Source organism: Sporosarcina sp. ZBG7A, assembly GCF_000813425.1.
Lineage (GTDB): Bacteria > Bacillota > Bacilli > Bacillales_A > Planococcaceae > Sporosarcina.
The window spans coordinates 1-22,587 of the sequence record NZ_JWIB01000011.1; the positions used below are offsets into that span (position 1 = coordinate 1).

The 22,587-nt window shown below is 43.8% G+C and carries 21 protein-coding genes; 7 read left to right on the forward strand and 14 right to left on the reverse strand.

Annotated elements, in window-relative coordinates:
- Positions 1-584: 584 nt before the first annotated feature.
- Positions 585-2,126, reverse strand: coding sequence for a flotillin family protein (locus tag RL70_RS04785; RefSeq protein ID WP_039042302.1), 1,542 nt, complete (start codon positions 2,124-2,126; stop codon positions 585-587).
- Between the two features lie 47 nt (positions 2,127-2,173).
- Positions 2,174-2,707, reverse strand: a complete 534-nt coding sequence (locus RL70_RS04790) for a hypothetical protein (protein ID WP_231567234.1) — start codon at positions 2,705-2,707, stop codon at positions 2,174-2,176.
- Positions 2,708-2,945: 238 nt separating this feature from the next.
- Between RL70_RS04790 and RL70_RS04795 the strand changes: the two genes are divergently transcribed.
- From RL70_RS04795 to RL70_RS04810, 4 genes are all read left to right on the forward strand, one after another.
- Entirely contained in the window at positions 2,946-3,566 is a 621-nt protein-coding gene (locus RL70_RS04795) for a DUF47 domain-containing protein (RefSeq protein WP_025783778.1), read from the forward strand.
- A 12-nt stretch (positions 3,567-3,578) separates the two neighbouring features.
- The gene (locus RL70_RS04800; protein ID WP_039042289.1) at positions 3,579-4,577 is read left to right on the forward strand and encodes an inorganic phosphate transporter; all 999 of its coding nucleotides are present in this window, start codon (positions 3,579-3,581) and stop codon (positions 4,575-4,577) included.
- Between the two features lie 158 nt (positions 4,578-4,735).
- Positions 4,736-4,936, forward strand: a complete 201-nt coding sequence (locus RL70_RS04805) for a cold-shock protein (RefSeq protein ID WP_025783780.1) — start codon at positions 4,736-4,738, stop codon at positions 4,934-4,936.
- A gap of 304 nt (positions 4,937-5,240) precedes the next feature.
- Positions 5,241-7,349 (forward strand): MMPL family transporter, encoded by a 2,109-nt coding sequence (locus RL70_RS04810; RefSeq protein ID WP_039042290.1) that lies wholly within the window; start codon positions 5,241-5,243, stop codon positions 7,347-7,349.
- A gap of 47 nt (positions 7,350-7,396) precedes the next feature.
- Here the strand turns inward: RL70_RS04810 and RL70_RS17765 are convergent, their stop codons facing one another.
- Genes RL70_RS17765 through RL70_RS04820 form a run of 3 tightly spaced genes read right to left on the reverse strand, consistent with a single transcriptional unit; the run spans position 7,397 to position 8,727 of the window.
- Entirely contained in the window at positions 7,397-7,567 is a 171-nt protein-coding gene (locus tag RL70_RS17765; protein WP_156137902.1) for a hypothetical protein, read from the reverse strand.
- The gene (locus RL70_RS04815; protein WP_039042291.1) at positions 7,564-8,040 is read right to left on the reverse strand and encodes a hypothetical protein; all 477 of its coding nucleotides are present in this window, start codon (positions 8,038-8,040) and stop codon (positions 7,564-7,566) included. Before RL70_RS04815 ends, RL70_RS17765 begins: the two co-directional genes overlap by 4 nt.
- Before the next feature lie 39 nt (positions 8,041-8,079).
- Entirely contained in the window at positions 8,080-8,727 is a 648-nt protein-coding gene (locus RL70_RS04820) for a pentapeptide repeat-containing protein (RefSeq protein ID WP_052245783.1), read from the reverse strand.
- A 283-nt stretch (positions 8,728-9,010) separates the two neighbouring features.
- Between RL70_RS04820 and RL70_RS04825 the strand changes: the two genes are divergently transcribed.
- Positions 9,011-10,138, forward strand: coding sequence for a CAP-associated domain-containing protein (locus RL70_RS04825; protein ID WP_039042292.1), 1,128 nt, complete (start codon positions 9,011-9,013; stop codon positions 10,136-10,138).
- A 43-nt stretch (positions 10,139-10,181) separates the two neighbouring features.
- On the opposite strand, the gene RL70_RS04830 is transcribed toward RL70_RS04825, so the two are convergent.
- The 9 genes from RL70_RS04830 to RL70_RS04870 form a co-directional block, all read right to left on the reverse strand.
- Complete coding sequence (locus tag RL70_RS04830; protein WP_039042293.1) at positions 10,182-10,736, reverse strand: superoxide dismutase family protein; 555 nt, start codon at positions 10,734-10,736, stop codon at positions 10,182-10,184.
- A gap of 71 nt (positions 10,737-10,807) precedes the next feature.
- The gene (locus RL70_RS04835; RefSeq protein ID WP_039042294.1) at positions 10,808-11,191 is read right to left on the reverse strand and encodes a hypothetical protein; all 384 of its coding nucleotides are present in this window, start codon (positions 11,189-11,191) and stop codon (positions 10,808-10,810) included.
- Positions 11,192-11,308: 117 nt separating this feature from the next.
- Complete coding sequence (locus RL70_RS04840) at positions 11,309-12,502, reverse strand: class I SAM-dependent rRNA methyltransferase (protein WP_039042295.1); 1,194 nt, start codon at positions 12,500-12,502, stop codon at positions 11,309-11,311.
- 297 nt (positions 12,503-12,799) lie between these two features.
- Positions 12,800-13,684, reverse strand: coding sequence for a DMT family transporter (locus RL70_RS04845; RefSeq protein ID WP_039042296.1), 885 nt, complete (start codon positions 13,682-13,684; stop codon positions 12,800-12,802).
- A gap of 101 nt (positions 13,685-13,785) precedes the next feature.
- Positions 13,786-15,273 carry a carbon starvation protein A gene (locus tag RL70_RS04850; RefSeq protein WP_052245784.1) on the reverse strand — a complete coding sequence of 496 codons (1,488 nt, stop codon included), beginning with the start codon at positions 15,271-15,273 and terminating at the stop codon, positions 13,786-13,788.
- A 132-nt stretch (positions 15,274-15,405) separates the two neighbouring features.
- Positions 15,406-16,137 carry a LytTR family DNA-binding domain-containing protein gene (locus RL70_RS04855; RefSeq protein WP_039042297.1) on the reverse strand — a complete coding sequence of 244 codons (732 nt, stop codon included), beginning with the start codon at positions 16,135-16,137 and terminating at the stop codon, positions 15,406-15,408.
- Positions 16,127-17,854, reverse strand: a complete 1,728-nt coding sequence (locus RL70_RS04860; protein ID WP_039042306.1) for a sensor histidine kinase — start codon at positions 17,852-17,854, stop codon at positions 16,127-16,129. Before RL70_RS04860 ends, RL70_RS04855 begins: the two co-directional genes overlap by 11 nt.
- A 109-nt stretch (positions 17,855-17,963) precedes the next feature.
- On the reverse strand, positions 17,964-18,980 hold the full coding sequence (locus RL70_RS04865; protein WP_156137903.1) for a nitronate monooxygenase family protein: 1,017 nt from the start codon (positions 18,978-18,980) through the stop codon (positions 17,964-17,966).
- 31 nt (positions 18,981-19,011) lie between these two features.
- Positions 19,012-19,209 (reverse strand): YwbE family protein, encoded by a 198-nt coding sequence (locus RL70_RS04870; RefSeq protein WP_039042299.1) that lies wholly within the window; start codon positions 19,207-19,209, stop codon positions 19,012-19,014.
- A gap of 238 nt (positions 19,210-19,447) precedes the next feature.
- Between RL70_RS04870 and RL70_RS04875 the strand changes: the two genes are divergently transcribed.
- Together RL70_RS04875 and RL70_RS04880 are read left to right on the forward strand one after the other, a co-directional pair.
- Complete coding sequence (locus RL70_RS04875; protein ID WP_039042300.1) at positions 19,448-19,897, forward strand: MarR family winged helix-turn-helix transcriptional regulator; 450 nt, start codon at positions 19,448-19,450, stop codon at positions 19,895-19,897.
- Complete coding sequence (locus tag RL70_RS04880; protein ID WP_039042301.1) at positions 19,897-22,551, forward strand: MMPL family transporter; 2,655 nt, start codon at positions 19,897-19,899, stop codon at positions 22,549-22,551. The genes RL70_RS04875 and RL70_RS04880 overlap by 1 nt, the downstream gene beginning before the upstream one ends.
- The last annotated feature ends 36 nt before the right edge of the window (positions 22,552-22,587 follow it).

Here is a 22,587-nt window from a genome sequence, read left to right on the forward strand (position 1 = left end):
CTTTCTTGACGGAATACCATTTCCACGAACTTATGATCACTTCTAGAGATTTTTGAGCAGTTTTGCAAACTTATGAGCACATTTACGTTTTTATGAGCGTTTCTCAAGTTTTATGAGCACATTGCTAGGCTACGAGTTGATAAACCTTTGCTTCCTGCAATGTAGGACACATTCGCTTCAAAACTCTCCGCAGTAATTGCTTCGCACGGCGAAGCTGACCAATTAAATGTTGGTTTTGATTGGTTAAAGGCACTTTTTCGCGAGTAGGTGTTTTGCTTGGCTTGAATCAGACCGCGGGCAAAATGGTTATGATCACTTTTTGAGTTTTATGAGCGATTTTCCTGATTTATGATCATCTTTCTAGAGTTATGATCAATTACCAAGGGTTATGAGCAGTTTTGCAAATTTATGAGCACATTTACGTTTTTATGAGCGTTTCTCAAGTTTTATGAGCACATCCAAGTTTTTATAAGGATCCACTCATCACTCGCTTGATTCTAGAAAAATCTCTACACATAAAAAAGCTGTTCTCCCGAGACATCTGGGGAGAACAGCCTACTTCATTTAATTATTTCACTTTTATTTTAATCTTCGTCAGTTGCAGCTTCTTCTGTAGATGCCGCTAGTGGTGAACGAGGTTTCTTGAGTTCTTCCGCTAGGTTATCGAGGCTTGGGCGCAATGTCCCTTTACCTGCGTAACTTTCTAGCATTTCTTTAATGTTTAGACCTGTTGTAGCACCTAGTGATTCCTGCATTGTAGCCATGAGGTCAGTTGCGTAGCCAGTTACTTTGTTAGCACCGCCACCTTCGCCGCTACCTGTATCGACCACAGTAATCTTATCGATGTTAGCAAGTGGGCTTGCGACTTGTTTCGCGTATTCTGGTAGCATGCCAACGATCATATCGAGCATAGCTGCCTGACCGTAGTGTTCGAATGCTTCCGCGATTTTGCGCTTCGCTTCTGCTTCCGCAAGACCTTTCAAACGGATGATATCCGCTTCAGATTCACCTTGAGCACGTTGGGAATCGGCACGCGCTGTACCATCGAGACGAACTTTTTCAGCATCTGCAGCTGCACGCGCTTCAATGCGGTATTTCTCTGCATCAGCTTCAGCAAGTTGGCGGGATTTATCAGCCGCGGCATTCTGTTCAATTGCGTAACGGTCCGCATCTGCTTTTTTCTTAACTTCAGAGTCGTATTGTCGCTCACGACGTTGAATCTCTTTTTCTTCGAGTTCAATTTGTTTCTGACGTTCGATGATGCGGATTTGCATCTCTTGCTCCATAACTTCCTGCTTAGAACGAGCTGTTTGCAATTCGTAAGCTTGGTCAGCACGCGCACGAGCCGCGTCTTGTTCCAGACGGTATTCTGCAACTTTCAATTGATTTTCCTTTTCAGCTTCTGCAATTTCAGTTGCGCGTTCGATTTCCGCTTTTTGTGCTTCTTTTGATGCTTCCGCGTTCTTGATACGTGTTTCTTTCTCTGAAATCGCTGTAGCAATATCGGCATCACGTTTAACCTGTGCGATACGCGGCTTACCGAGTGAATCGAGATAGCCGTTTTTATCGCGTACGTCTTTAATCGTGAATGATACGATCACTAAGCCCATTTTCGCTAAATCTTGTGAAGCCACGCGTTGAACTTCTTGAGAGAATTTGTCGCGGTTTTTATAAATTTCTTCAACGGTCATCGATCCTAGGATGGAGCGCAGGTGACCTTCCAATACTTCTTTCGCTTCGTTCTCTCGGTCTTCTTTTGACTTTCCGAGGAACTGCTCAGCAGCTGTGGCGATTTCTGAAATGGACCCGCCAATCTTAATGATTGCCGTTCCATCTGCCATAACTGGAACACCTTGCTCTGTGTATACTTCGGGAGTTGTAACTTCAAGCTTGCTAGACAGCAAACTGAGTGGCGCTGCCTGTTGGAACACCGGCAGGACGAACGTACCGCCACCACGAATGATTTTCACTTTGTTTCCAGAGTCGTCGGTATGGACATTTTTCGTCCCGATATAACTACCAGTAACAATTAAGGCTTCATCTGGTCCGACTGTTCGGTACTTTGTTACGTACACAAGGATAACAGCTAACACAACAAATACTGCGATTGCAATGGCAATCCACATTCCAGGTAATTCTATTGGCATTTTGTTTCCCCCTTAAGCTAGTAAGATTATTTGAAACGGAAAGGTTCGTATTCTTTGACGATGAACGTTCCTGAATCGACTTCGATAATAAGCACTTCTTTTCCATAATCGATCGGATGGTTTTCATAACCAGATGCTCGCTTCGACAAAACGCCATTGACTGTTTCGATAACAATTTCACCAAATCCATCCGCAGGAATTGGAACAATGACTTTAGCCACTTTTCCTGCAAGCGATTCATCTGTATAGGCAATAGAAACTTCTGCCGACTTCAGTGGCAACAAAATGAAGAAATATAGTAAAAAGTCGAGTATTGCGCCGGCAGCAAGTGAAATAATTAGAATAACTCCGCTTCCAAGTCCTGTAGCTAGTTCCAGTACATATCCCCACGTTGCCGTTAAGGTAATGAATGGCAAGATGACGGCTGGATCTAACAAAGGAAACAAATCACCTGCTCCATCCGTTAAATCACTGAAGAATAAGTAGAGCAACGTTGCAATTCCTGCAACAATCAATATCGGTAAGTATAGTTCTTGAATCGTCATGCCGAACAGTTCCATTTCAAACACCCCCTTTGTCTATTCTATACGTAAGAGATTCGGAAAGGATTCATTTGAATGAATATTTCGTAATAGAATTTTTAAATCCGGTTATTTGCTACCTCTTTTGTGAATAATTCATGAAGTGCAATTTTTTTGTCGAAAAATCGCAAATTATGTTCGTCTTACAATGTTGAATTTGCTATAATAGATAAGTTATTAATCAATTCACTTTCCGTTAATCGGATGGAGGTCAATCATGTTCAGTCCAAGAAAAACCGATCCCTTTTTTGTTGCTCTGCTAACAATCGCAGAACATGTGCAAGAAGCCATGCACTATGCAAATGATTATAAAGTGACGTCCGTTGCTGACTTAAAAGAAGTTAGTATACGGTTAAAGAAGTACGAAACGGATGGGGACGACCTAATCCACGAGCTTATCTCAAAACTGAACACATCATTCATGACACCAATCGAGCGTGAAGATATTTTACAACTCGCCATTAAGATGGATGACATTTTGGACGGAGTCGAACATTTCGCCGCTAACTTAGAAATGTTTTCATTGATTGAAATCGATGAATACGTCCAGACATTCATGGACAACATCGTGAAAAGTTCTGACGAAATCGTAAAAGCGATGAAGTTGTTAGAACGGAGAAAACTTGTTGAAATGCGTGATCACGCAGTAACAATTAAAGAATATGAGCGAATTTGTGATGAAGTGCTTCGTACATCCATTAAGCAATTGTTCATACGTGAGACGGATCCAATCCGAATCATCCAATTTAAAGATATATACGAACTGTTAGAAGATGTTGCAGATTACTGCCAGGATGTCGCCAACACGATTGAGACGATCATCATGCGTAACGCGTAAGGGGGCAGACTGATGGATACAGTATTGCTTCTGACCATTTTGATAGTCATTTTTGCACTTGTATTTGATTTCATTAACGGGTTTCATGATACGGCGAATGCAATTGCCACTTCCGTGTCGACGCGTGCGCTTAAGCCTCGTGTAGCGATTTTACTAGCTGCGACGATGAACTTTGCGGGTGCTTTAACATTCACCGGCGTAGCAAAAACCATTTCAAAAGATATTGTGGATCCTTTCACACTAGAAAACGGTTCAATCGTCATTTTAGCCGCTCTCCTGTCTGCGATTATATGGAACTTGGTAACGTGGTATTTCGGTATTCCTTCCAGTTCCTCACACGCCTTGATCGGTTCGATTGCGGGCGCTGCGATTTCAGCTGCCGGATTTGGTATTTTAAACTATAGTGGATTCACTAAGATTATGAAGGCACTCCTCATCTCACCAGTCATAGCAATAGTAGGAGGATTCATCGTCATGACGATCCTTCGGGCTGTGCTGAAAAATAGAAATCTGTTTAAAGCAAACAAACGTATTCGGTATTTGCAAATTCTTACAGCCGCGATTCAGTCGTTTACACATGGAACAAACGATGCTCAAAAAGCTATGGGTATTATTACGATGGCCCTTATTGCTGCAAACCTTCAAACAGGTGATGACATTCAAATGTGGGTAAGGATTGCCGCTGCCACTTCCATGGGTATCGGGACATCAATCGGTGGATACAAAATCATTAAAACAGTCGGTGGTAAGATCATGAAAATCCGTCCAATCCACGGGGCTGCTGCCGATTTGAACTCTGCTGCAATTATTTTTGGAGCAACGCTTCTTCACTTGCCTGTATCGACAACTCATGTAATCTCTTCCTCCATTATGGGAGTAGGCTCTGCTCAACGTGTAAAAGGCGTTAAATGGGGGACCGCTAAGAAGATTGTCATCACTTGGGTCATTACGATGCCGATCTCCGCATTGGTAGCTGCAGTATTGTATCAATTGCTTAACTTGTTATTTTAATTTGAACATATGGGTTGCTTTGCCAACTACCCTCTGTTATGATTAAGAAGAATTATTTTTGTTCGGCGCGATGGTTGAGTTCACTTGACCCTTTCAAGACTTGAGCAAGGATAGTAACACAATGTATGCGCTATTACGCATACGAGGAGGAAACAAACATGGAACATGGTAAAGTAAAATGGTTTAACGCAGAAAAAGGTTACGGCTTCATCGAACGTGAAGATGGCGACGACGTATTCGTTCACTTCTCAGCAATCCAAGGCGAAGGCTTCAAGACTCTTGAAGAAGGCCAGGATGTAACTTTCGAAATCGAGCAAGGCCAACGCGGTCTTCAAGCTACAAACGTTGAAAAGAACTAATTAACTTCAACCTTTCAAAACCGTTTCCTCCTAAGGGAACGGTTTTTTTATGTTGTTTTATCCCCAATGAGAATTGCTTCCGGTTGCTGATTCATTCCCTCAAAAAGCCGATTGTCCGATTCAGCTCTCCATTTTACCGACTCTTCCACTCATATTGCCGATAACACATGCTATCTTTCCGATTCAACTAATCTACAATCCTACTGTCCAAAGATACGAATTCTTCCAACGAAATAGTTCCATTCTCCAACTCTACCAGATATGATGAACATAAAGAAACTTACATAAGAAAGAGGGACTCAACATGAACGCATTCTCCAGCTTCGTTGCCGCTCGGTATAAATGGCTAATTGGTTTCTGGATCCTGCTACTCATCGGTTTTGCCATTTTTGCAATCCGACTCCCAGGTCTTCTCGAAGGCGATGGATTCCGTATGGACGGCGAGCAAGAAGACGTTTCCAATACGTTAACACAAGACTTTGATCAACCCGACGAAACCATGTTTCTCGTCTTCGAAGGGAAAACAGATGATGAGATTTCAGATGCCTTAACCTCCATCGAAAAACTCGACATCACAAAAGAGATCATTTCCCCACTAGATGAACCAGATCAGTATAAAGACGACATCTCCTATGCGATGCTTCATTTCGACGATAGTGAGAGCGATAAGTCCAGTCTCGTTACTGAAATTCGCGATTCGGTGGGAACGGATAACGGCATCACACTTACCGGACAGTCACCGATTACCAAAGATATTAACGCGGCCAGTCAAAAAGATTTAATGGTCGCTGAAGCAATCGGTCTGCCAATTGCACTCATTGTTTTGCTGTTCGCATTTGGTACTGTTGTCGCTTCTCTAGTTCCACTACTAATCGGGGTGGCCACGATTGTTACGTCATTTGGAATCCTTGCATTGTTCGGCGAAACAATGGATTTGTCCATATTCGTCCTGAATATCATCCCGATGCTTGGACTCGCGCTCAGTATCGACTTTGCACTTCTGTTCATCAGTCGATATCGGGAAGAACGAAAACTACAATCGATTCATGAAGCCGTTCGCACCACAATTGAAACAGCAGGACGCTCGATTATTTTCTCGGCGTTTTGTGTCTTCATCGGACTCGGTGCAATGCTCCTTATACGCGTGGATATCTTCCAAAACATCGCGCTCGGTGGCATGATTGTCGTATCGATGGCCGTTCTCGCTTCCCTTACACTCTTGCCGTCTGTGCTCCTCGTCCTGAAAGAACGAATTGACAAAGGAAAGATTCTTAACGTCAAAACCGGAACAGATCGTTGGCGTGCCTTTGCTGAAGGTGTCATTAAACGTCCAGTCATCATCACGATTGTTGCGCTTGTCATACTCGGAATTGCGCTAATACCAGTTCGCAATATGACACTCACGATTCCGCAGATAGACTCCTTGCCACTTTCGTATGACACTCGTTCTGCATACGAGAATATGGAAGATGCATTTGGGATGCGGAACGAATCCACATCATTTGTTATCGCCGAACGCTCAGGCGGATGGGAAGATGAAGAAGGGTTGAATGCACTCAAAGATGTTCAACAAGCTCTTGAAAAAGATGCACTCACTGGTAAAGTGACAACCATTTTTTCCGAAAGTGGTATTGACCAACCTGAAGACTTCGCCCAAGCGTTACAACTACCAGAACAATCTGCTCAGCTGCAACCATTGCTGGATGCATTCATCACAAAAGACCTCCTTATGATTCCTGTAACGCTGGAAGCGGATGGTGCGTCAAGTGAAGCCCAAGAATGGGCACGGAAATGGTCTGAGAAAGAGACTCCTTGGAACTTGCAAATCGGAGGAGAAGCGAAGTTCAACCAAGAAATTTTCGACGAAATTGCTGACAACATCGTCTATGCGCTACTCATCATTATTGTGTCAACGTTCATCATCTTAATGATTGCGTTCCGATCGCTCCTCATTCCGTTTAAAGCGATTCTGATGAACATCATCGGACTGTCGGCGTCATTCGGACTGCTCGTCTACATTTTCCAATATGGTCATTTCGGACTCCATCCTGGAACAATTGCATTGATTATCCCAGTCATTGTTTTCAGTCTCGTTTTCGGACTAAGTATGGACTACGAAGTTTTCCTGATTTCTCGTATGCAGGAATCCTATTTGGAAACGGGCGACAATGACAAATCGACGGTTGAAGGACTTGCATCGACAAGTAAAGTCATTACATCCGCTGCGCTCATCATGATTGTACTGACAGGTGCATTTGCGTTTACAGACGTCATGCCTGTGAAGCAAATCGGTGTTGGGATCGCGATTGCAGTAGCAATTGATGCGACCATTATCCGCTTGTTACTTGTTCCAAGTCTTATGAAACTGTTCGGTGACTGGAACTGGTGGCTGCCGTTCCGTAAGAAAAGCTGATCTATAACAAAGAGACACATCCTCCTTCACGGAGGATGTGTCTCTTTTTATAGACTTACGGCGGCCTGTTCTATCCATTCAATCGAAACTGATGCGTCCATGGATGAATCGACACCTTGCTGGTCGTGTTTAAACGTCGCCATGACTAGAAAGTAGATAGAAGCTACCGCCACAATTGTCAGGACAATCACTGCAATCACGATTGCTTTCCCTTTCATCGGACGATTCCTCCGTCCTCCACTTTCTTAAATCCTTCTTCTCTTAAATAATCTACAGCTTCTTGGTAATCCCCAAAGCTGTCTTCCAAATTCAAACCGTGATAGATATTCCAAGCACCAAGCTCTTCTTTTAACTCAAGCTTAGAGTTATGTCCGTCTAACCAGACTTCTTCAACCGGCTCTGATTCCGTCTTCTCCTCAGCCAATCCTGCTATTGCATCTTCAATCGTCTTACGTAATTCCGCTTCAGAAGCTTCGCGTACATTCACTAGACCGCGGCTATCCGGCTCATAACCAGGCACATCCGCAACGTAAATGAACGCGTTGCCATTCGGATGTAAATGCTGAACGACAACTGTCTTATCAAATTTACTAGCTGCGTAATGATAATTGACTCGCTTCATTGAAACATCTTTTCGGGACAGTTCCGGATATGATTCAATAATTGTTTGTTTCTCTTCAAATGTAAGCATTGGTGTTTACACACTCCTCATATTGTTCGTTTCAGTATATCATGATTCTTCGTGTATCAATAACCCGAACATCCGTGCGAATCCGATTGCTTGTTCCTTGGAAACTGTACACGCTGCAATTTTGGAAGGTGTCACTTCCAACCGCTCGAATGTACAACCAGCCAAATTCACTCCTGCAAGATCTGTCTCTCTAAAATTTGCATTCTCCAATTGGCTTCGGGAAAGCTTCATATCTTTTAATATGCACTCAAAAAAGTCCGACTCCGAAAACTGGGAATCTTCGAGCTGAACCGCCTGCAGCTTACTAAAGCTGAAACTGCTGTAACGTGCATCACACTGCTCGAACCGTACATGCTTAACCCCCGAATGATCGAAGTTCGCTCCTGTCAATTTGCAGTTGCGGAATTCACAGCGCAGTAAGTCTGCATGTCCAGCTGTCACATTTGAGAAATCACACCGCTCAAATACAGTATCGACGAATGAGGCGCCGGATAAATCCATTTCTGCAAAAGTGCAATCGGTGAACATTGCATCATCAGTTGCGAGTTGCATACCACTCGTAAATCGTAAATCTCCGTTCCCCACTTCAACGCCACGAAGCGTACCTGGGTCTGACGGGATTTGTTCAGCATGTAGCTGTTCCCTTCGCGCTGATAACTTAGGTTTCTGAATCACCATTTTTCTCATACTATCACTCCTATCTAGTTTTCCATTCGGTGACTAAAACAATGACGATGACGACGGAAAACGCTAAAATATAAAACCAATTGGGGATTGTACTAAGACCACCAAACATTCCACCAGCTCCTCGTTATGTACTCATCCTACAACATTCCGTCCATTCTCCACTTCTTTCTCAAAGTATACCTGCAATCCACTCTTCTGGAAACTATCACCTCTTCAAAATAAAGAGGTCACGCTGTATTCAATCGACTTCGGCAAGGTATACTAAGAATAGGAGGCGAATTATTTGAAACGACTATTCCTTTTCGTGCTACTTCTCGTTGCCCTCTTTCTCTCAAAGCCTTATTGGGAAGAACCCGTCTCTAAGTATGTGGACCTATCCTTCTTAGATTCTATAGATGAAAAACTTGAAGACGTTGTCAACAAAGATACGATTGACTCGACAATCGATACGTTACGGACCGCTACACAAGATCTTGCAGGTATCATCTCGGACAAAACAGAAGGATTGCGAGATGTGAAACAGTCCGTCGACAAACCTGCGCTTGCAAAGCCGACGGACACCCCTATCTCCATCAACAATCTTGAAATCGGTGCACCTGCTGAACAAGTTACAGCTACACTTGGAGAGCCTGAGAGCCAATCCCTCAATGAATACGGAACCGAATGGCAAACGTATCACACAGATTATCAAAACTTCGTCATGGTCTCTCTCGATGAATCTAATCGCGTCGGTGCCATTTACACAAATGACGACCTCATCTCATCTACTGTCGGTGTCTCATATGCCGCCTCAAAAGCAGATGTCAGAAAAGCACTCGGCCAACCACTGACTAAGATGCGTAAAGGGCTGAACGTGTTTGTCCTTCAAGATGATGAAGGCATGGATCTCTTCAAACTCGGAGATGTCTATGCGTATGTATTTTATGACATTCATCAAGAAACAACTGTGACCGCTGTTGAACTTGTGTCTGTTGCACTGGAGAATAATAAAAAATCACTTTATGCTGAGCGTAGTGAAGCACTCCGTAATGGGTTTGAACGACAATTGTTCGATCTTACAAATGCAGCTCGGGTCCGTCACGGTCGCTCTATCCTTTCTTGGGACAGCGCAGTTTCAGGTACCGCACGGAAACATAGTACGGATATGGCAGACAATGACTATTTCAGCCATGATAATCTACAAGGTCTATCCCCTTTCGATCGCATCAAAGAAGATGGCATCGGATTTAAACGGGCCGGGGAAAACCTTGCTTACGGACAGTCCAGTAGCATCTTCGCGCACGAAGGACTGATGAATTCGAAGGGCCACCGCGAAAACATTCTTTTAAAAGATTATAGCAGCCTTGGTATTGGCGTCAGTTTCAACCAAGAGATGCAACCGTATTATTCAGAAGAATTTTTGCTCAGATGAAAAACAGCCAGACCGTGCGCATAATGCTCAGTCTGGCTGTTTTTTACTTTTTCTTGAGTTCCGCACATGCAATCCGTTCCCCTGAATTTCCTGAAGGATCCGTTTTATAATCATCCGCATCTGCGTGAATGACGAGTGCACTGCCATCCCCATCTATCAGTGAATTGGGTTTTCCAGGCTGTAGTGTGAGATTATGCATCGTCACTTTAACCGCCACTTTCCCATCTTCTCCTACTTCCAAATTAGGCAAGTCTCCAAGATGGTACCCTTTCGGATTGTCAAAACCATGTTGTTTATCCGTCGGATTAAAATGACCGCCTGCAGATTGGAAATCAGGGGGTGTACAAACTGCCTTTTCATGAAGATGAATACCATGGATGCCCGGCTTCAGTCCTTCAGCGCCCAAGCTAATCGTGAGAATTCCATTGACTTCTGTGAAATGTGCTTCTCCGATTTGTTCGCCCTCAGTATTTATTAAACTCGTTTCAATTGTTTTTGTTGCCTCGGCATTCACAGGGACTTTTGTATTCATCCCCCCACAACCGCTTAAGACAATCATCATTGTCGCAATAAGTACCCCTTCAATTAAACGTTTCATATAATTTTCGAACCTCCTTACGATAAGGATGGCTGAAAACCGGTAAATTATGTGTCTTTATGAACGTTATTTCAAAGTTTCACTTCATCGCTCATTTCAAATACGTCAAAAACATCACGTTGGATGATTAGCGACATGACCTTTCCGTTCTTTTTAAAGTAATGGACGTTTCCTACTCGCGCTTCGAGCATCTCCGTCCAACCCCACTTTTCGATTTCATCCAAATATTCAGCAGGAGGCGTCCCTTCCTCGTCACCGATGTCATTCATTTTGTACTTCGCAGACTTTGCAATTTCTGTCGTACAGTCTTCCGGTTTTAGTTCGTATGCATTGTTAGGTACAGGGAATCCTTCGTTAATGACCGCCATCCGGTAACCGTCTTCATGTGCAAATGTATAAGAACAGCCTGCCAACAACCACACGCCTAAGATGAGTATTCCGGCAATCCGCTTCATCCAACTAACCTCCCGAATCGTTCTATTACTTCAAGAATACTTCATAAATTCGGTCATGTCTTTAACGTATTTGTGACAAAAAGCGCCTAAGTGCTCAAATGCACTTAGGCGCTTCTCTTATTTCAATTTCTGGATGATACATACTTTCAAGTAGTTGAATTCCGGATAATCTCGGTTCGTTCGGAAGTCTTTAGGTAGAGAGGAATCTTCTAAAATTTTATACTTGGTACCTGTTGCTTTGAACGCTTCGTCAATGAACGTTTTGAACTTTTTCATGCTGAAGCTTGCGTTGTTTGTAGATGCGACGATGAATCCTTTTTTCTCAGTAATCGCGATCGCGTCCTGTAGCAAAGCCGTATAGTCTTTTGCTGAACTGAACGTGTACTTTTTAGAACGTGCAAAGCTAGGTGGATCTAGTACCACTACATCGAACTTCAACTCATGACGCTTCGCATATCGGAAGTAATCAAAGACATCCATCACTTTGATATCTTGTGCTTCATAGTCGATACCGTTCACACTGAACTGTTCAATTGTTTTTGCTAAACTACGCTTTGCTAAGTCAACGCTTGTTGTCTTCACAGCGCCACCGCTTAACGCAGCGACTGAGAACGCACCTGTATAAGAAAACGTATTCAGTACATGACTGCCTTCAGAGTATTTGTCGCGAAGCGCCGCACGCACATCACGCTGATCGAGGAATATGCCTGTCATAGCACCATCATTCAAATCGACCGCAAAGTTCATGCCGTTTTCTTTGACGATGATTGGGAAATCTCCAGGAGTTCCTGATACGTAATCATCTTGGTCGATATACTGACCTTTTGTGTCAAAGCGCTTTTTCTCATAGATAGCTTTTGCATTGACGATTTTGTCTAACACGCCGTAGACGTGATGTTTCATCGAGTAGATTCCTTCGCTATACCAACTTACCATGTAGTATCCGTCGAAGTAATCGATGGTTAATCCGCCAATTCCGTCGCCTTCTCCGTTGAATAGACGATATGCAGTCGTTTGGGTATTCAACTTAAAGTTACTGCGGCGTTCAATAGCCGCGCTTATGCGGGATTCGAAAAATTTGAAGTCAATTGCTTCATCTTCTTTTCTCGTTAATACCCAGCCGATACCTTTGTTTTGGTTACCGTAATAACCTTTGGCAATGAATCGACGGTTGCGGTCGATTAGACGAAGTAAGTCGCCTTCTTCTTTTAAGACATCCGGGTTCATGACAGCGTCTTTTAAAATAAGTGGATAGCCTTTCTTTAAAGCAATACCACTTTTATCGTTTACGAGTACATCAATTGTTTTCATGTTTTCATCCTTTTCTACGGATAGTTATGTCCGTTCGCGCATTTTCTTTATTATCGCACGTTTGGCGTTGAATTGCGATTCCTTCATAATATTAGTTGAAGCATAGCATAGCACATCTTGATACCGTTGTTTTACGCTTCAGGCGGACGCTTTCCGCGGGCTTGATCTCAGCCTCCTCGGCGCTACGCTTCTGCGGGGTCTTCGATCTTCGCTTATTCCGCAGGAGTCGCCGCCTTACGCTTCAAACAACTACCGTAATAAGGAAAATAGAATCACCAGTTTAAATATATTAATAAGTTACAAAATCGATTTACGGATTTTTCTTTTTACTAAAAATGAAGGTTTTGTTTCTGCTAGTATGATTGCTAGTAAAATGAGTGCAGCTCCTATGAGCATTTGTGCTGTGACGATTTCGCTAAGCATGATAATGGAGAAGATCATTCCCCATAATGATTCCATTGATAGAAGGATTGCCGCTTTTGTTTCTGAGACATGCTTTTGCGCAACAGTTTGCAATAGGAATGCGAGCGTTGTTGAGAACACACCTAAATAGAATAATGAAGTCGCAGAAGTCGTCGTGATGGGAAGGGCTGTCTCTCCTTTTACCCCGATTACGATCCAGGCAATTACCGCAGCGACCGTCATTTGGACAAGCGTCAATGTAATCGCATCTTCTTTGCGAACAAATTGACCTGTGTAAAAAATATGGAATGCGAAGAATACTGCACACAAAAGAGATAATACATCTCCAGGATTGACCGAAAGTGATCCATTTAACGATAAAAGTGCAATTCCAGCCATTGCAAGAACCGCACCGACGAGCTCAAATGCGCTTACTTTTCTACGATACAGTACGAATGCAATGAACGGGACGATCAGTACGTTCACTGCCGTTAAAAATGCATTATTGGACGGTGTTGTAAATTGCAAACCAACCGTCTGGAATGCAAATGCACTATACAAGAACACACCTAGTAGGCCACCCTTTAGAAGAACAGACTTAGAAAGGTTCAACATTTTTTTATAAAACACAACTCCAAGCAATACAGCTCCAATGATAAACCGTCCAGCTAGGATTTGATAAGGACTAAAATAGTCTAACGCAATCGCGCTGACAGGAAATCCTGTTCCCCAAATAATGGCCGTTACGAGCAGGCCGATTTCACCAATGTATTTACGCATCCAGCATCCCCCTGTCTGAGACTAGTATACAAGGGAACAAGGAGCGCCGTATAGAGGAATATAAAAAGACCTTCGGTGTGTTTTTCCGAAGGTCCTGTCTATTATTCTTGTGGTGTCGTTGCAGCAGATGCTGCTCCTGCTAGTGCATCGTCCCAATCTGGGGCTGTGACTTCCAAAGGTATATTCTCTCTCCGAGCTTTGACAGCTGCAAAGAAGAACAGCGCTACTAGGAAAATCGAAATTACACTAGCACCTATCAATGCGACATCCATCGGTAATCTAAATCCGATTTGCGCATTCAAGATATACGTCGTTGTTGCCATGAGCATGAATGCCCCTGGTACGAGCGCAATCCAGTAATTCTTTTTTGCGATGAATAAATACATTGCTGCGACAAAGAGCGCAATGACCGCAGTTGACTGATTCGCCCATGAGAAATATCTCCAAAGGATATTGAAGTCAACAAATGTCAACGCGATAGAGACTGCAAATAGCGGAAGTGCAATCCATAGACGGCTTAAGATTTTCACTTGTGGTAATTTGAAATAGTCAGCAATAATCATGCGAGCGCTACGGAAAGCAGTATCGCCTGAAGTGATTGGCAAGATGATAACACCGAGGATTGCTAGTGTTCCACCAACAGCGCCAAGCATTAACACAGAAGCTTCACTAACGATCATTGCAGGACCACCCGCAGCAAGCAATTCGTTCAATCCAACTGGACCATTGAACAACGCCATTCCAGCAGCTGCCCAGATCATTGCAATGATTCCTTCAGCAATCATCATACCGTAGAAAATTTTGCGACCTTGTTTTTCACTTTGTGTCGTACGAGAAATGATTGGAGTTTGTGTCGCATGGAAACCGGACAACGCTCCACATGAAATCGTCAAGAACAGCAGTGGGAAGATCGGAATATTATCTGGGTGCAAGTTTGCAAGTGACAGTTCTGGGATTGGTGCTCCAGTAACTAGCATTCCTCCGCCAACGCCAAGTGCACTGATGATGAGCAATAAGCCGAAAATCGGGTAGAAGCGTCCTATGATTTTATCAATCGGAAGTAACGTTGCGAGAATGTAATAGATGAAGATTGCTGCAATGATGAAGCCCATTGCGGCCCAACCATTCATCAAGGTATACAGCAAGCCTGCAGGTGCAGAAACAAATACTGTTCCAACGAGTAATAATAGTAAAATTGCGAAAGCGTTTACAAGATGTTTCATGAATTTACCGAGGAATTTACCAGCAAGTTCCGGCAAATGTGCGCCACGGTTTCGAATAGAAATCATACCTGTTAAATAGTCGTGCACGGCACCCGCAAAAATTGCACCAAGTACAATCCAGAGAAATGCTACCGGGCCATATAGTGCTCCCATGATCGGACCAAAAATAGGACCAACTCCTGCAATATTCAGCAACTGAATTAAGGAGTTCTTCTTTGTGTTCATCGGTACATAGTCAATCCCATCAGCATTTGCATATGCAGGAGTCTGACGTTCTTCCTTCACTCCAAAAACGCGTTCCACGAATTTCCCATACGTGAAATAGCCGACAACGAGCAACACTACCCCAAATAGAAATGTATACATGCAATTCCCACCCCTTTGTCTTTTTATATTCTGTTATTAGTTTAGATTAATTATTCTAACAATGGATGGATTTTGCGCTAACATGTCGGTTTTCAGGATTAAGATGTATGTCAGAGATATTAACGTGTCGTGTTAATGCTCAAGTTTTGCCCTCAAGCCTTTCACATAGTTACGGCTCACAGACAATTTCTCTGTGCTGCCCTCGATTTCGAGCTGATAGGCACCATTGAACCAAGGTGACAAACGATTGACGTGTAACAGATTGACTAGATAACTTTTATGAATACGATAAAACGAAAAAGTAGAGAGTCGCGTCTCCAATTCTTTTAACGTCATCTTCACTTCATGCTCTTTCGTCTTTGTTATGATTCGAGTCACACTATCCTCACGGCAAATGTATAAAATACAACTAATGGGGACGTAGACAATTTCCCCATCCCGTTCAATTGCTAATTTCCCAAGTTGATGGATAGACTCTTGGACAGTCTCTGGCGCTTCCTTCACTCGAATCCGATTCAATGTTTGTGAAATCTGTTCTTCTTCATATGGTTTCAATAAGTAATCGATTGCATTCACACGGAACGCATCCGCTGCAAATTGAGGATAAGCGGTTGCAAAAATGATTTGAGGGGGATTCTTCAATTCTCTCAAAACAGCCGCGACTTCGATCCCATTCATCTTAGGCATTTCCACATCCAAAAATACGACGTCCGGCTGTAACCGGATGGCCTGCATAATGGCTGCGTCCCCTGAATCCGCTTCTCCAATGATTTTCACATTCGAATGAAGACCGAGCAGATATATGAGTTCTTCACGTGCATAGCGTTCATCATCCACAACGAGTGCTTGAATGTTAGATGGCATGGCGGATCACCTCTTCTTTTGGAATTGCAAAGCGTACGACCGTCCCTTCCCCGTTTGTTGTCGTAAATTGAAGTCCTGCTTGGTCGCCAAACGTCATCATCAACCTGCGATGTACATTATACAGTCCCATCCCAGTACCTGACTCCGACTCAACCGGGTGTTCCCCCAAAGTTTTCTGCCGTTCTGTTGTAATACCCTTTCCATTATCTGTAACTGTAATTTCTGTTTCTCCATCACGTGCAGCAATCATCACTTTCACGACACTACCTCGCGCCATATCTGCGATTCCATGTTTGACCGCATTTTCAACAATCGGCTGAAGCGTAAGTGGCGGTATGAGTTGCGAGAGCACAGAAGGATCTACATCAAAGTCAATCGTAAGTTTGTCGACAAAGCGGGCTTCTTCGATTTGTAGATAGGCGCGCACGTGAGCTAATTCTTGTTCAAGCGTAACCCGTGCAGCAGTTGTTCCTTCAACGTTTTGTCTCAGGAACTTTGACAACGAAGTTAACAATTGACGTGCCTGATCCGGATCCGTTCGTATAAGAGAAATAATGACATTCAATGAATTGAAGAAGAAGTGCGGACTGATCTGTGCTTGCAAGGCTTTTATTTCCGCATCTTTCGCAAGTTCATGCGCTTGGTCTGCTGCTGCGATTTCCAACTGATCACTAAGTAACGAACTAAGTCCATCAATCAATTCAATCGTGACATCTGTAATGGCTTTTTCAGATGGATAATATAATTTCAGCGTGCCAACCACTTGGTCTCTCTGTTTCAATGGCGCAATGACAGCGGCGCCAAGTGGACAGTCCGTGTGAATACAATGGATTGCTTGGTCATTTGCCACAACACGGCTTCCATGTCTAAGCACTTCTTTCGTTATGTGTGTTTGAATTGGACTGTACGAACGGTGATGATCACTAGCTACTCCGACATGTGCGAGAATTTCTTTCCGATTTGTCATTGCTACAGCACTCGGTGAGAGCTCGTTGAAAAGAATCTGGCACACTTCGTTGCACGTTTCAGGTGTCATCCCTTTTCTTAAGTGTGCGAGTGTTTGGTTCGCAATTCGTAACGTTTTTTGCGCTTGAAGTGCGGTTGCTCTGTCCTGCTCACTCATCACGTTATACACAATAAGAAGGAAAATAGCTGTTCCAACGCCATTTGCGATAATCATCGGCAAACCGATTGCTTGAACGAGCGCCCATGCTTCAGTAAATGGCTTTGAGAGCACGAGTATAAGTCCCATTTGAATGGACTCAGCGAGCGCACCGATTGCAAATGCCGTAAGTGGTTTGACTGTTTTCCCTTTTTTAAAGAAATAGCTCGCTAGAATCCCTGACAAAATAGTCGACAGTCCACATGAAAACGCAGTAAATCCACCTAACGTCATTCGATGAATTCCAGCGATAAGACCCGCACCAACACCGAATCGATAGCCCCCGAGCAATCCTGCGACAACGATCCCAATAACACGAGAATTGGCGATTGCTTCGTCTCCCGCTAGATTCATCGTTACGCTATTGAAATGGAATGTTTCCGTGTTAAAGGCAACTCCTAAATACGTTCCGATAATACCGAAGAACCCGAAAAACACAATGGCACTCACAGTTTGTCGACGATCGAGTGTGTCATGGTGCACGAGCTGTTTGAAGAAACGAAACCTCGTCAAGATGAACGCAACCGCAACAATCGTCCCGACGCGTTCCAACATGATAATTAGTAAATCCACTTTGCTCACACCTCTCAAACCTCTACCTTTTAAGTATACTGTATTTTCCGTCAACTCAAAAGAGGAGAATGCACAATAGCACTCTCCTCACTTAATCTTTAGTTAAAAATTTGGCAATAGCACTCTCAACAGTGCCTGCTTGCGTGTGTTGAACAGATGATCCCGCCCATAACGACAGAAATTCTGCATTGTTTTGCACAGCTGCTTCTTTTCTGATACGTTTCGTCAAATCGTTTTGGTAGGGATAGGGTGCAATCGGGGATTCGTTCATCTGCTCAATGAATCGATTGCGGATGCCACGAGCCGGTCTCCCGGAAAACACATCTGTGATTACCGTACTGTCTGAAGTCGCATCCAAAACTGCTTGCTTATAGGTACTTGATGCTCCACTTTCTTCTGTTGCTAAAAGTACAGTTCCAATTTGAACAGCGGTAGCACCCTTTTTCAGCAGTCCGCTCATCCGCTCATTCGTTGCAATGCCACCAGCCACGATGATTGGAATTTGAATGATATCACGAACTTCCTCCAGTAAGGCATCCAGTGAAATTAGCGGACCACCTGGGTGAAATGATCCTCTATGCCCACCGGCTTCTGCGCCTTGAATGACGACCATGTCTAGTCCCGCTTGTTGCACTGCCATTGCTTCGTCTACAGTAGTCGAGGTTCCAATTAAAAGTACCCCTGCATCGTGAAGTCTTTCAACAGATTCTACATCCGGGATTCCAAACGTGAACGAACAGGCTGCTGGCTTTTCTTCTATAACTACGTCGACCTGTCCGTGAAAATCCGGTTCAGACAGCGGTGCTTTCCAAAACGGCATGCCCAGCTGTTCGCCGACTGGTTGCAACGCTAAATAAGCTAAACGCAGTTGCTCTTGGTCAAATGGTGTGTTGTCTGGCACAAATAGATTTACAGAAAACGGCCCATTTGTCAGTGCCTTCACTTCTTGGATTACGCTGCGTGTATCAGATGCAGATAAATAACCAGCTCCAATCGAGCCTAATACACCTGCTTCTGTACATGCTGCAACGAATTCAGGCGAAGTGATTCCCGCCATTGGTGCTTGAATAATTGGATGTTGAATACCTAGAGTTTGTTCGAACCCCATGATTTCCCTCCTATTCATATTGGTTAGGTTTTTAATTCCCTAAAATATCGCACACTCTACCGACTTGTCCATCCTCAAGACGTACTTTGATGCCGTGAGGATGATGAGCTGAATTTGTCAGCAAGTCTTTGACAACTCCCTCTGTTTTCACACCGCTTCGCTGATCTTTCTTCAAGATGACTGCTACTTTCAACCCCGGATGAATATCACTTCTATTTTTACCGTCCATAGTTACCACTCCTTTTTTATTAGTCTGCATAACAGTGTTGATTTACGCTGCAGGCGAACGCTTTCCGCTACAATCAACGAATATAAATAAAATATACAATACTCCCATACAAGTCTCTTTAATAGTTTATCACATCTAGATTAAGCACTTATGTTGGTAGAACCTATTCAAATCTTTCTAGTTGACGCCTGATAGTTTATCCCCTAAACTAGTAATTGGTTTAGGGGGTGAACTTATTATGAAAGAAACATTACTAGAAGCAATTGAATTATTTGAAGAAGTGATTATTTACGGAACGGAGCATTTCCTAAAATCGGTTCAATCACCGATTTGGAAAGAATATTCTCCAGAGCAGATTCAAACGTTAAAGCTGTTATCAGCCTATGATTCCTTATCCAATGGGAAGCTTGCGGAGCTCCAAGGTGTCCATAAAAGTGCGATTACTGCACGCCTAAAGAAGCTCGAAGAAAAAGGATTGATCCGTTCAGAACGTGCTCAACATGACCAACGTGCAAAAGTGGTCCGATTGACAGAACCCGGCCGTGAAATCCTCGCTGCTTCCAACACCGCGATTAATGAAACAATTGCAAATCTCTTTACTGATGAAATTTCAGAAAAAGAATTGGTTCAGTTCGTTAGCACATTTCGGAAACTAAAAGATATTTTGCAAATGAAGGAGCTTAATTGATGAAAACGATATTAAAATTCAGATGGCCGATTTTCATCGTCCTGCTTGGCCTTGCAATCGGGTTACTATTCGTTGCTCCAGACCTTGCCAAGCAGGCGGAAGAAGCAGGCTCGTTTCAGTTAGCTGATGACGCTGATTCACAAAAAGCGGCGGACATCTTGGAAAAAGCAGGTGCTTCAGAAGATACACTTTCGCTCGTCTATTACTTTGACAAAGCCGTCTCAGATGAAGACAAAAAAGCGGTTCAGAACACCGCTAAAGAAATTAAAAATGTAGGAAAACCCGTTACCGCTGTCATGGATCCATTTGAAAGCGAAGAGATTGAGAACCAACTCGTCTCCGAAGACAAAAAGACGGTACTTGTTCCAATTACTGTAGATGGTTCAGAAGAAGAAATCATCGATCTAAGCGAAAAAATCCGCTCTGAAATGTTGCCAAAAGACACAACAGTCTATCTAACAGGTGAAGCGATCATTAACAATGACGTAAACGAAAGCGCACAAGAAGGGTTGAAGAAGACGGAAGTCATTACCGTCGTCCTCATCTTCGCTTTGCTGCTTATCGTGTTCCGTTCGATCGTGACTCCAATCGTTCCATTGATTGCCGTCGGGATTACGTATTTACTCAGCCAATCTCTCGTTGCGTTCTTCGTCGACTGGTTCGGATTCCCAGTCTCAAACTATACGCAGATATTCCTGGTAGCCATTCTGTTCGGACTCGGAACCGATTACTGTATTTTGCTCTTAAGCCGATACAAAGAAGAATTGATAGAAGGGCATGAAATCCAGGAAGCGATCATTAACACATACAAAACCGCGGGTCGGACATTGATTATCAGTTCACTTGCCGTATTCATCGGATTCGCTGCGATCGGATTCGCAGACTTCCCGATTTTCAAATCCGCGGTTGCGGTTGCAGTCGGAATTGCTGTTCTGATTCTCGTGCTCTTCACAGTCGTACCATTGTTCATGATGTTGCTGAAAGACAAATTGTTCTGGCCAGCAAAGCAAGCTACGTCCCACAACGACAGTAAATTGTGGATCCGTTTCAGCAAACTTTCTGTTTCACGTCCATTGCTCTCAATGGCAATCGTCGCTGTCATCACGGTGCCATTATTGCTGACTTACGACAACGACCTTTCCTTTAACACGGTTGATGAAATCGATCAGTCGAAAGAGTCCGTGAAAGGGTTGAATCTGATTTCAGAAGGATTTGGTAAAGGGGATTCTCTTCCAGTCCAGGTCATTTTGAAAGACGACAATTCGATTGTCGATGAAAAAGACGTCCCTTACTTAGAGACAATTAGCCGTAACCTAGAGAAAGTGGATGGCGTGAAATCCGTACGTACGATTACCCGTCCAACAGGTGAACAGATTGACGATTTAAATGTCGACAACCAATTAGGATTAATCTCCGATGGTTTAAAAGAAGCGAATGACGGCATTAAAAGCGTTCAAGAAGGACTCGGGCAAGTCGAAGGCGGACTGAACGATGCTACAAGCAAGTTGCCGTCTGGTTCTGAAGCATCGTCCGGCGGTGCCGGATTACGCCAGGCAGCGCAAGGTATCGGGCAAATCAATGACCAACTTGACCAACTCGCTGGCGGATTGTCTCAAGGAATGCCTACCGCACAAGCAGTTGGCGGATTGAACTCCCTCAATAAGGAACTAGGTAAAATCTCAACAAGCCTGAATGGCGCTGCGGGACAGATCGAAGGATCCGGTTCCCAGGTCGGTCAGCTCAGCAGTGGAATCGGTCAACTCGCCAAAGGCGTCACCGATTCTAAGAATGGTTTGACTGAAATTAGTAAAGGGCTGACAGAAGTAACAGATATGCTGAAAGATATGAGTGAAACACCAAGCATCCGGGATACGGGAATCTACATTCCTGCAGGTACACTCGGCGAAGAAGAGTTCCAACCGGTTATCGATCGCTATACATTCGGCGATGAAACCGGGATTCTCATGGAAGTCATCTTGAAAGATGATCCCTATGCCCGTGAATCAATTGCAACAGTGCATGCGATCAAGGACAGCGTGAAAACATCTATCATCGGAACACCATTTGAAAATACCGAGGTCGCTTTTGCGGGTATTTCCAGCATGAACTCCGATCTTGATGATATTTCATCGAAAGACTTTACCCGGACCGTGGTCATTATGTTGGTTGGACTGTTCGTCGTATTGACGATTCTATTCCGATCAGCGATTATGCCACTGTATATGATCGGTTCGTTGCTACTTACGTATTACACAGCGATTTCCTTTACGGAACTGATTTTTGTGAATGGACTCGGATACGACGGCATCAGCTGGGCAGTTCCATTCTTCGGGTTCATCATGCTGATCGCACTCGGCGTCGACTATTCAATCTTCCTGCTCGACCGCTTCCGTGAAGAGAGCATCAAAGGAAGTACGATTGCCGACGCATTGAAGATTTCCATGGCGAAGATGGGCACGGTCATTATCACCGCTGCCGTCATCCTAGCCGGAACATTCGGCGCAATGATGCCTTCTGGCGTATTAAGCCTTGTACAAATTGCAACCATCGTCATTACAGGTCTCTTGTTGTATGGTCTCATCATTTTGCCGCTCCTAATCCCAGCGATCACCGTATCGTTTGGCCGAGGCGTCTGGTGGCCATTCCGCGGGTGATTGAAATTAAGATTATAAAAAGAATCCATTCTGAAC

Excerpts from the sequence above, each read along its gene's own strand:
- RL70_RS04785 (WP_039042302.1), bottom strand. The coding sequence starts at position 2,126 with ATGTGGATTGCCATTGCAATCGCAGTATTTGTTGTGTTAGCTGTTATC.
- RL70_RS04790 (WP_231567234.1), bottom strand. The coding sequence starts at position 2,707 with ATGGAACTGTTCGGCATGACGATTCAAGAACTATACTTACCGATATTG.
- RL70_RS04795 (WP_025783778.1), top strand. The coding sequence starts at position 2,946 with ATGTTCAGTCCAAGAAAAACCGATCCCTTTTTTGTTGCTCTGCTAACA.
- RL70_RS04800 (WP_039042289.1), top strand. The coding sequence starts at position 3,579 with ATGGATACAGTATTGCTTCTGACCATTTTGATAGTCATTTTTGCACTT.
- RL70_RS04805 (WP_025783780.1), top strand. The coding sequence starts at position 4,736 with ATGGAACATGGTAAAGTAAAATGGTTTAACGCAGAAAAAGGTTACGGC.
- RL70_RS04810 (WP_039042290.1), top strand. The coding sequence starts at position 5,241 with ATGAACGCATTCTCCAGCTTCGTTGCCGCTCGGTATAAATGGCTAATT.
- RL70_RS17765 (WP_156137902.1), bottom strand. The coding sequence starts at position 7,567 with ATGAAAGGGAAAGCAATCGTGATTGCAGTGATTGTCCTGACAATTGTG.
- RL70_RS04815 (WP_039042291.1), bottom strand. The coding sequence starts at position 8,040 with ATGCTTACATTTGAAGAGAAACAAACAATTATTGAATCATATCCGGAA.
- RL70_RS04820 (WP_052245783.1), bottom strand. The coding sequence starts at position 8,727 with ATGAGAAAAATGGTGATTCAGAAACCTAAGTTATCAGCGCGAAGGGAA.
- RL70_RS04830 (WP_039042293.1), bottom strand. The coding sequence starts at position 10,736 with ATGAAACGTTTAATTGAAGGGGTACTTATTGCGACAATGATGATTGTC.
- RL70_RS04835 (WP_039042294.1), bottom strand. The coding sequence starts at position 11,191 with ATGAAGCGGATTGCCGGAATACTCATCTTAGGCGTGTGGTTGTTGGCA.
- RL70_RS04840 (WP_039042295.1), bottom strand. The coding sequence starts at position 12,502 with ATGAAAACAATTGATGTACTCGTAAACGATAAAAGTGGTATTGCTTTA.
- RL70_RS04845 (WP_039042296.1), bottom strand. The coding sequence starts at position 13,684 with ATGCGTAAATACATTGGTGAAATCGGCCTGCTCGTAACGGCCATTATT.
- RL70_RS04850 (WP_052245784.1), bottom strand. The coding sequence starts at position 15,273 with ATGTATACATTTCTATTTGGGGTAGTGTTGCTCGTTGTCGGCTATTTC.
- RL70_RS04855 (WP_039042297.1), bottom strand. The coding sequence starts at position 16,137 with ATGCCATCTAACATTCAAGCACTCGTTGTGGATGATGAACGCTATGCA.
- RL70_RS04860 (WP_039042306.1), bottom strand. The coding sequence starts at position 17,854 with ATGTTGGAACGCGTCGGGACGATTGTTGCGGTTGCGTTCATCTTGACG.
- RL70_RS04865 (WP_156137903.1), bottom strand. The coding sequence starts at position 18,980 with ATGGGGTTCGAACAAACTCTAGGTATTCAACATCCAATTATTCAAGCA.
- RL70_RS04870 (WP_039042299.1), bottom strand. The coding sequence starts at position 19,209 with ATGGACGGTAAAAATAGAAGTGATATTCATCCGGGGTTGAAAGTAGCA.
- RL70_RS04875 (WP_039042300.1), top strand. The coding sequence starts at position 19,448 with ATGAAAGAAACATTACTAGAAGCAATTGAATTATTTGAAGAAGTGATT.
- RL70_RS04880 (WP_039042301.1), top strand. The coding sequence starts at position 19,897 with ATGAAAACGATATTAAAATTCAGATGGCCGATTTTCATCGTCCTGCTT.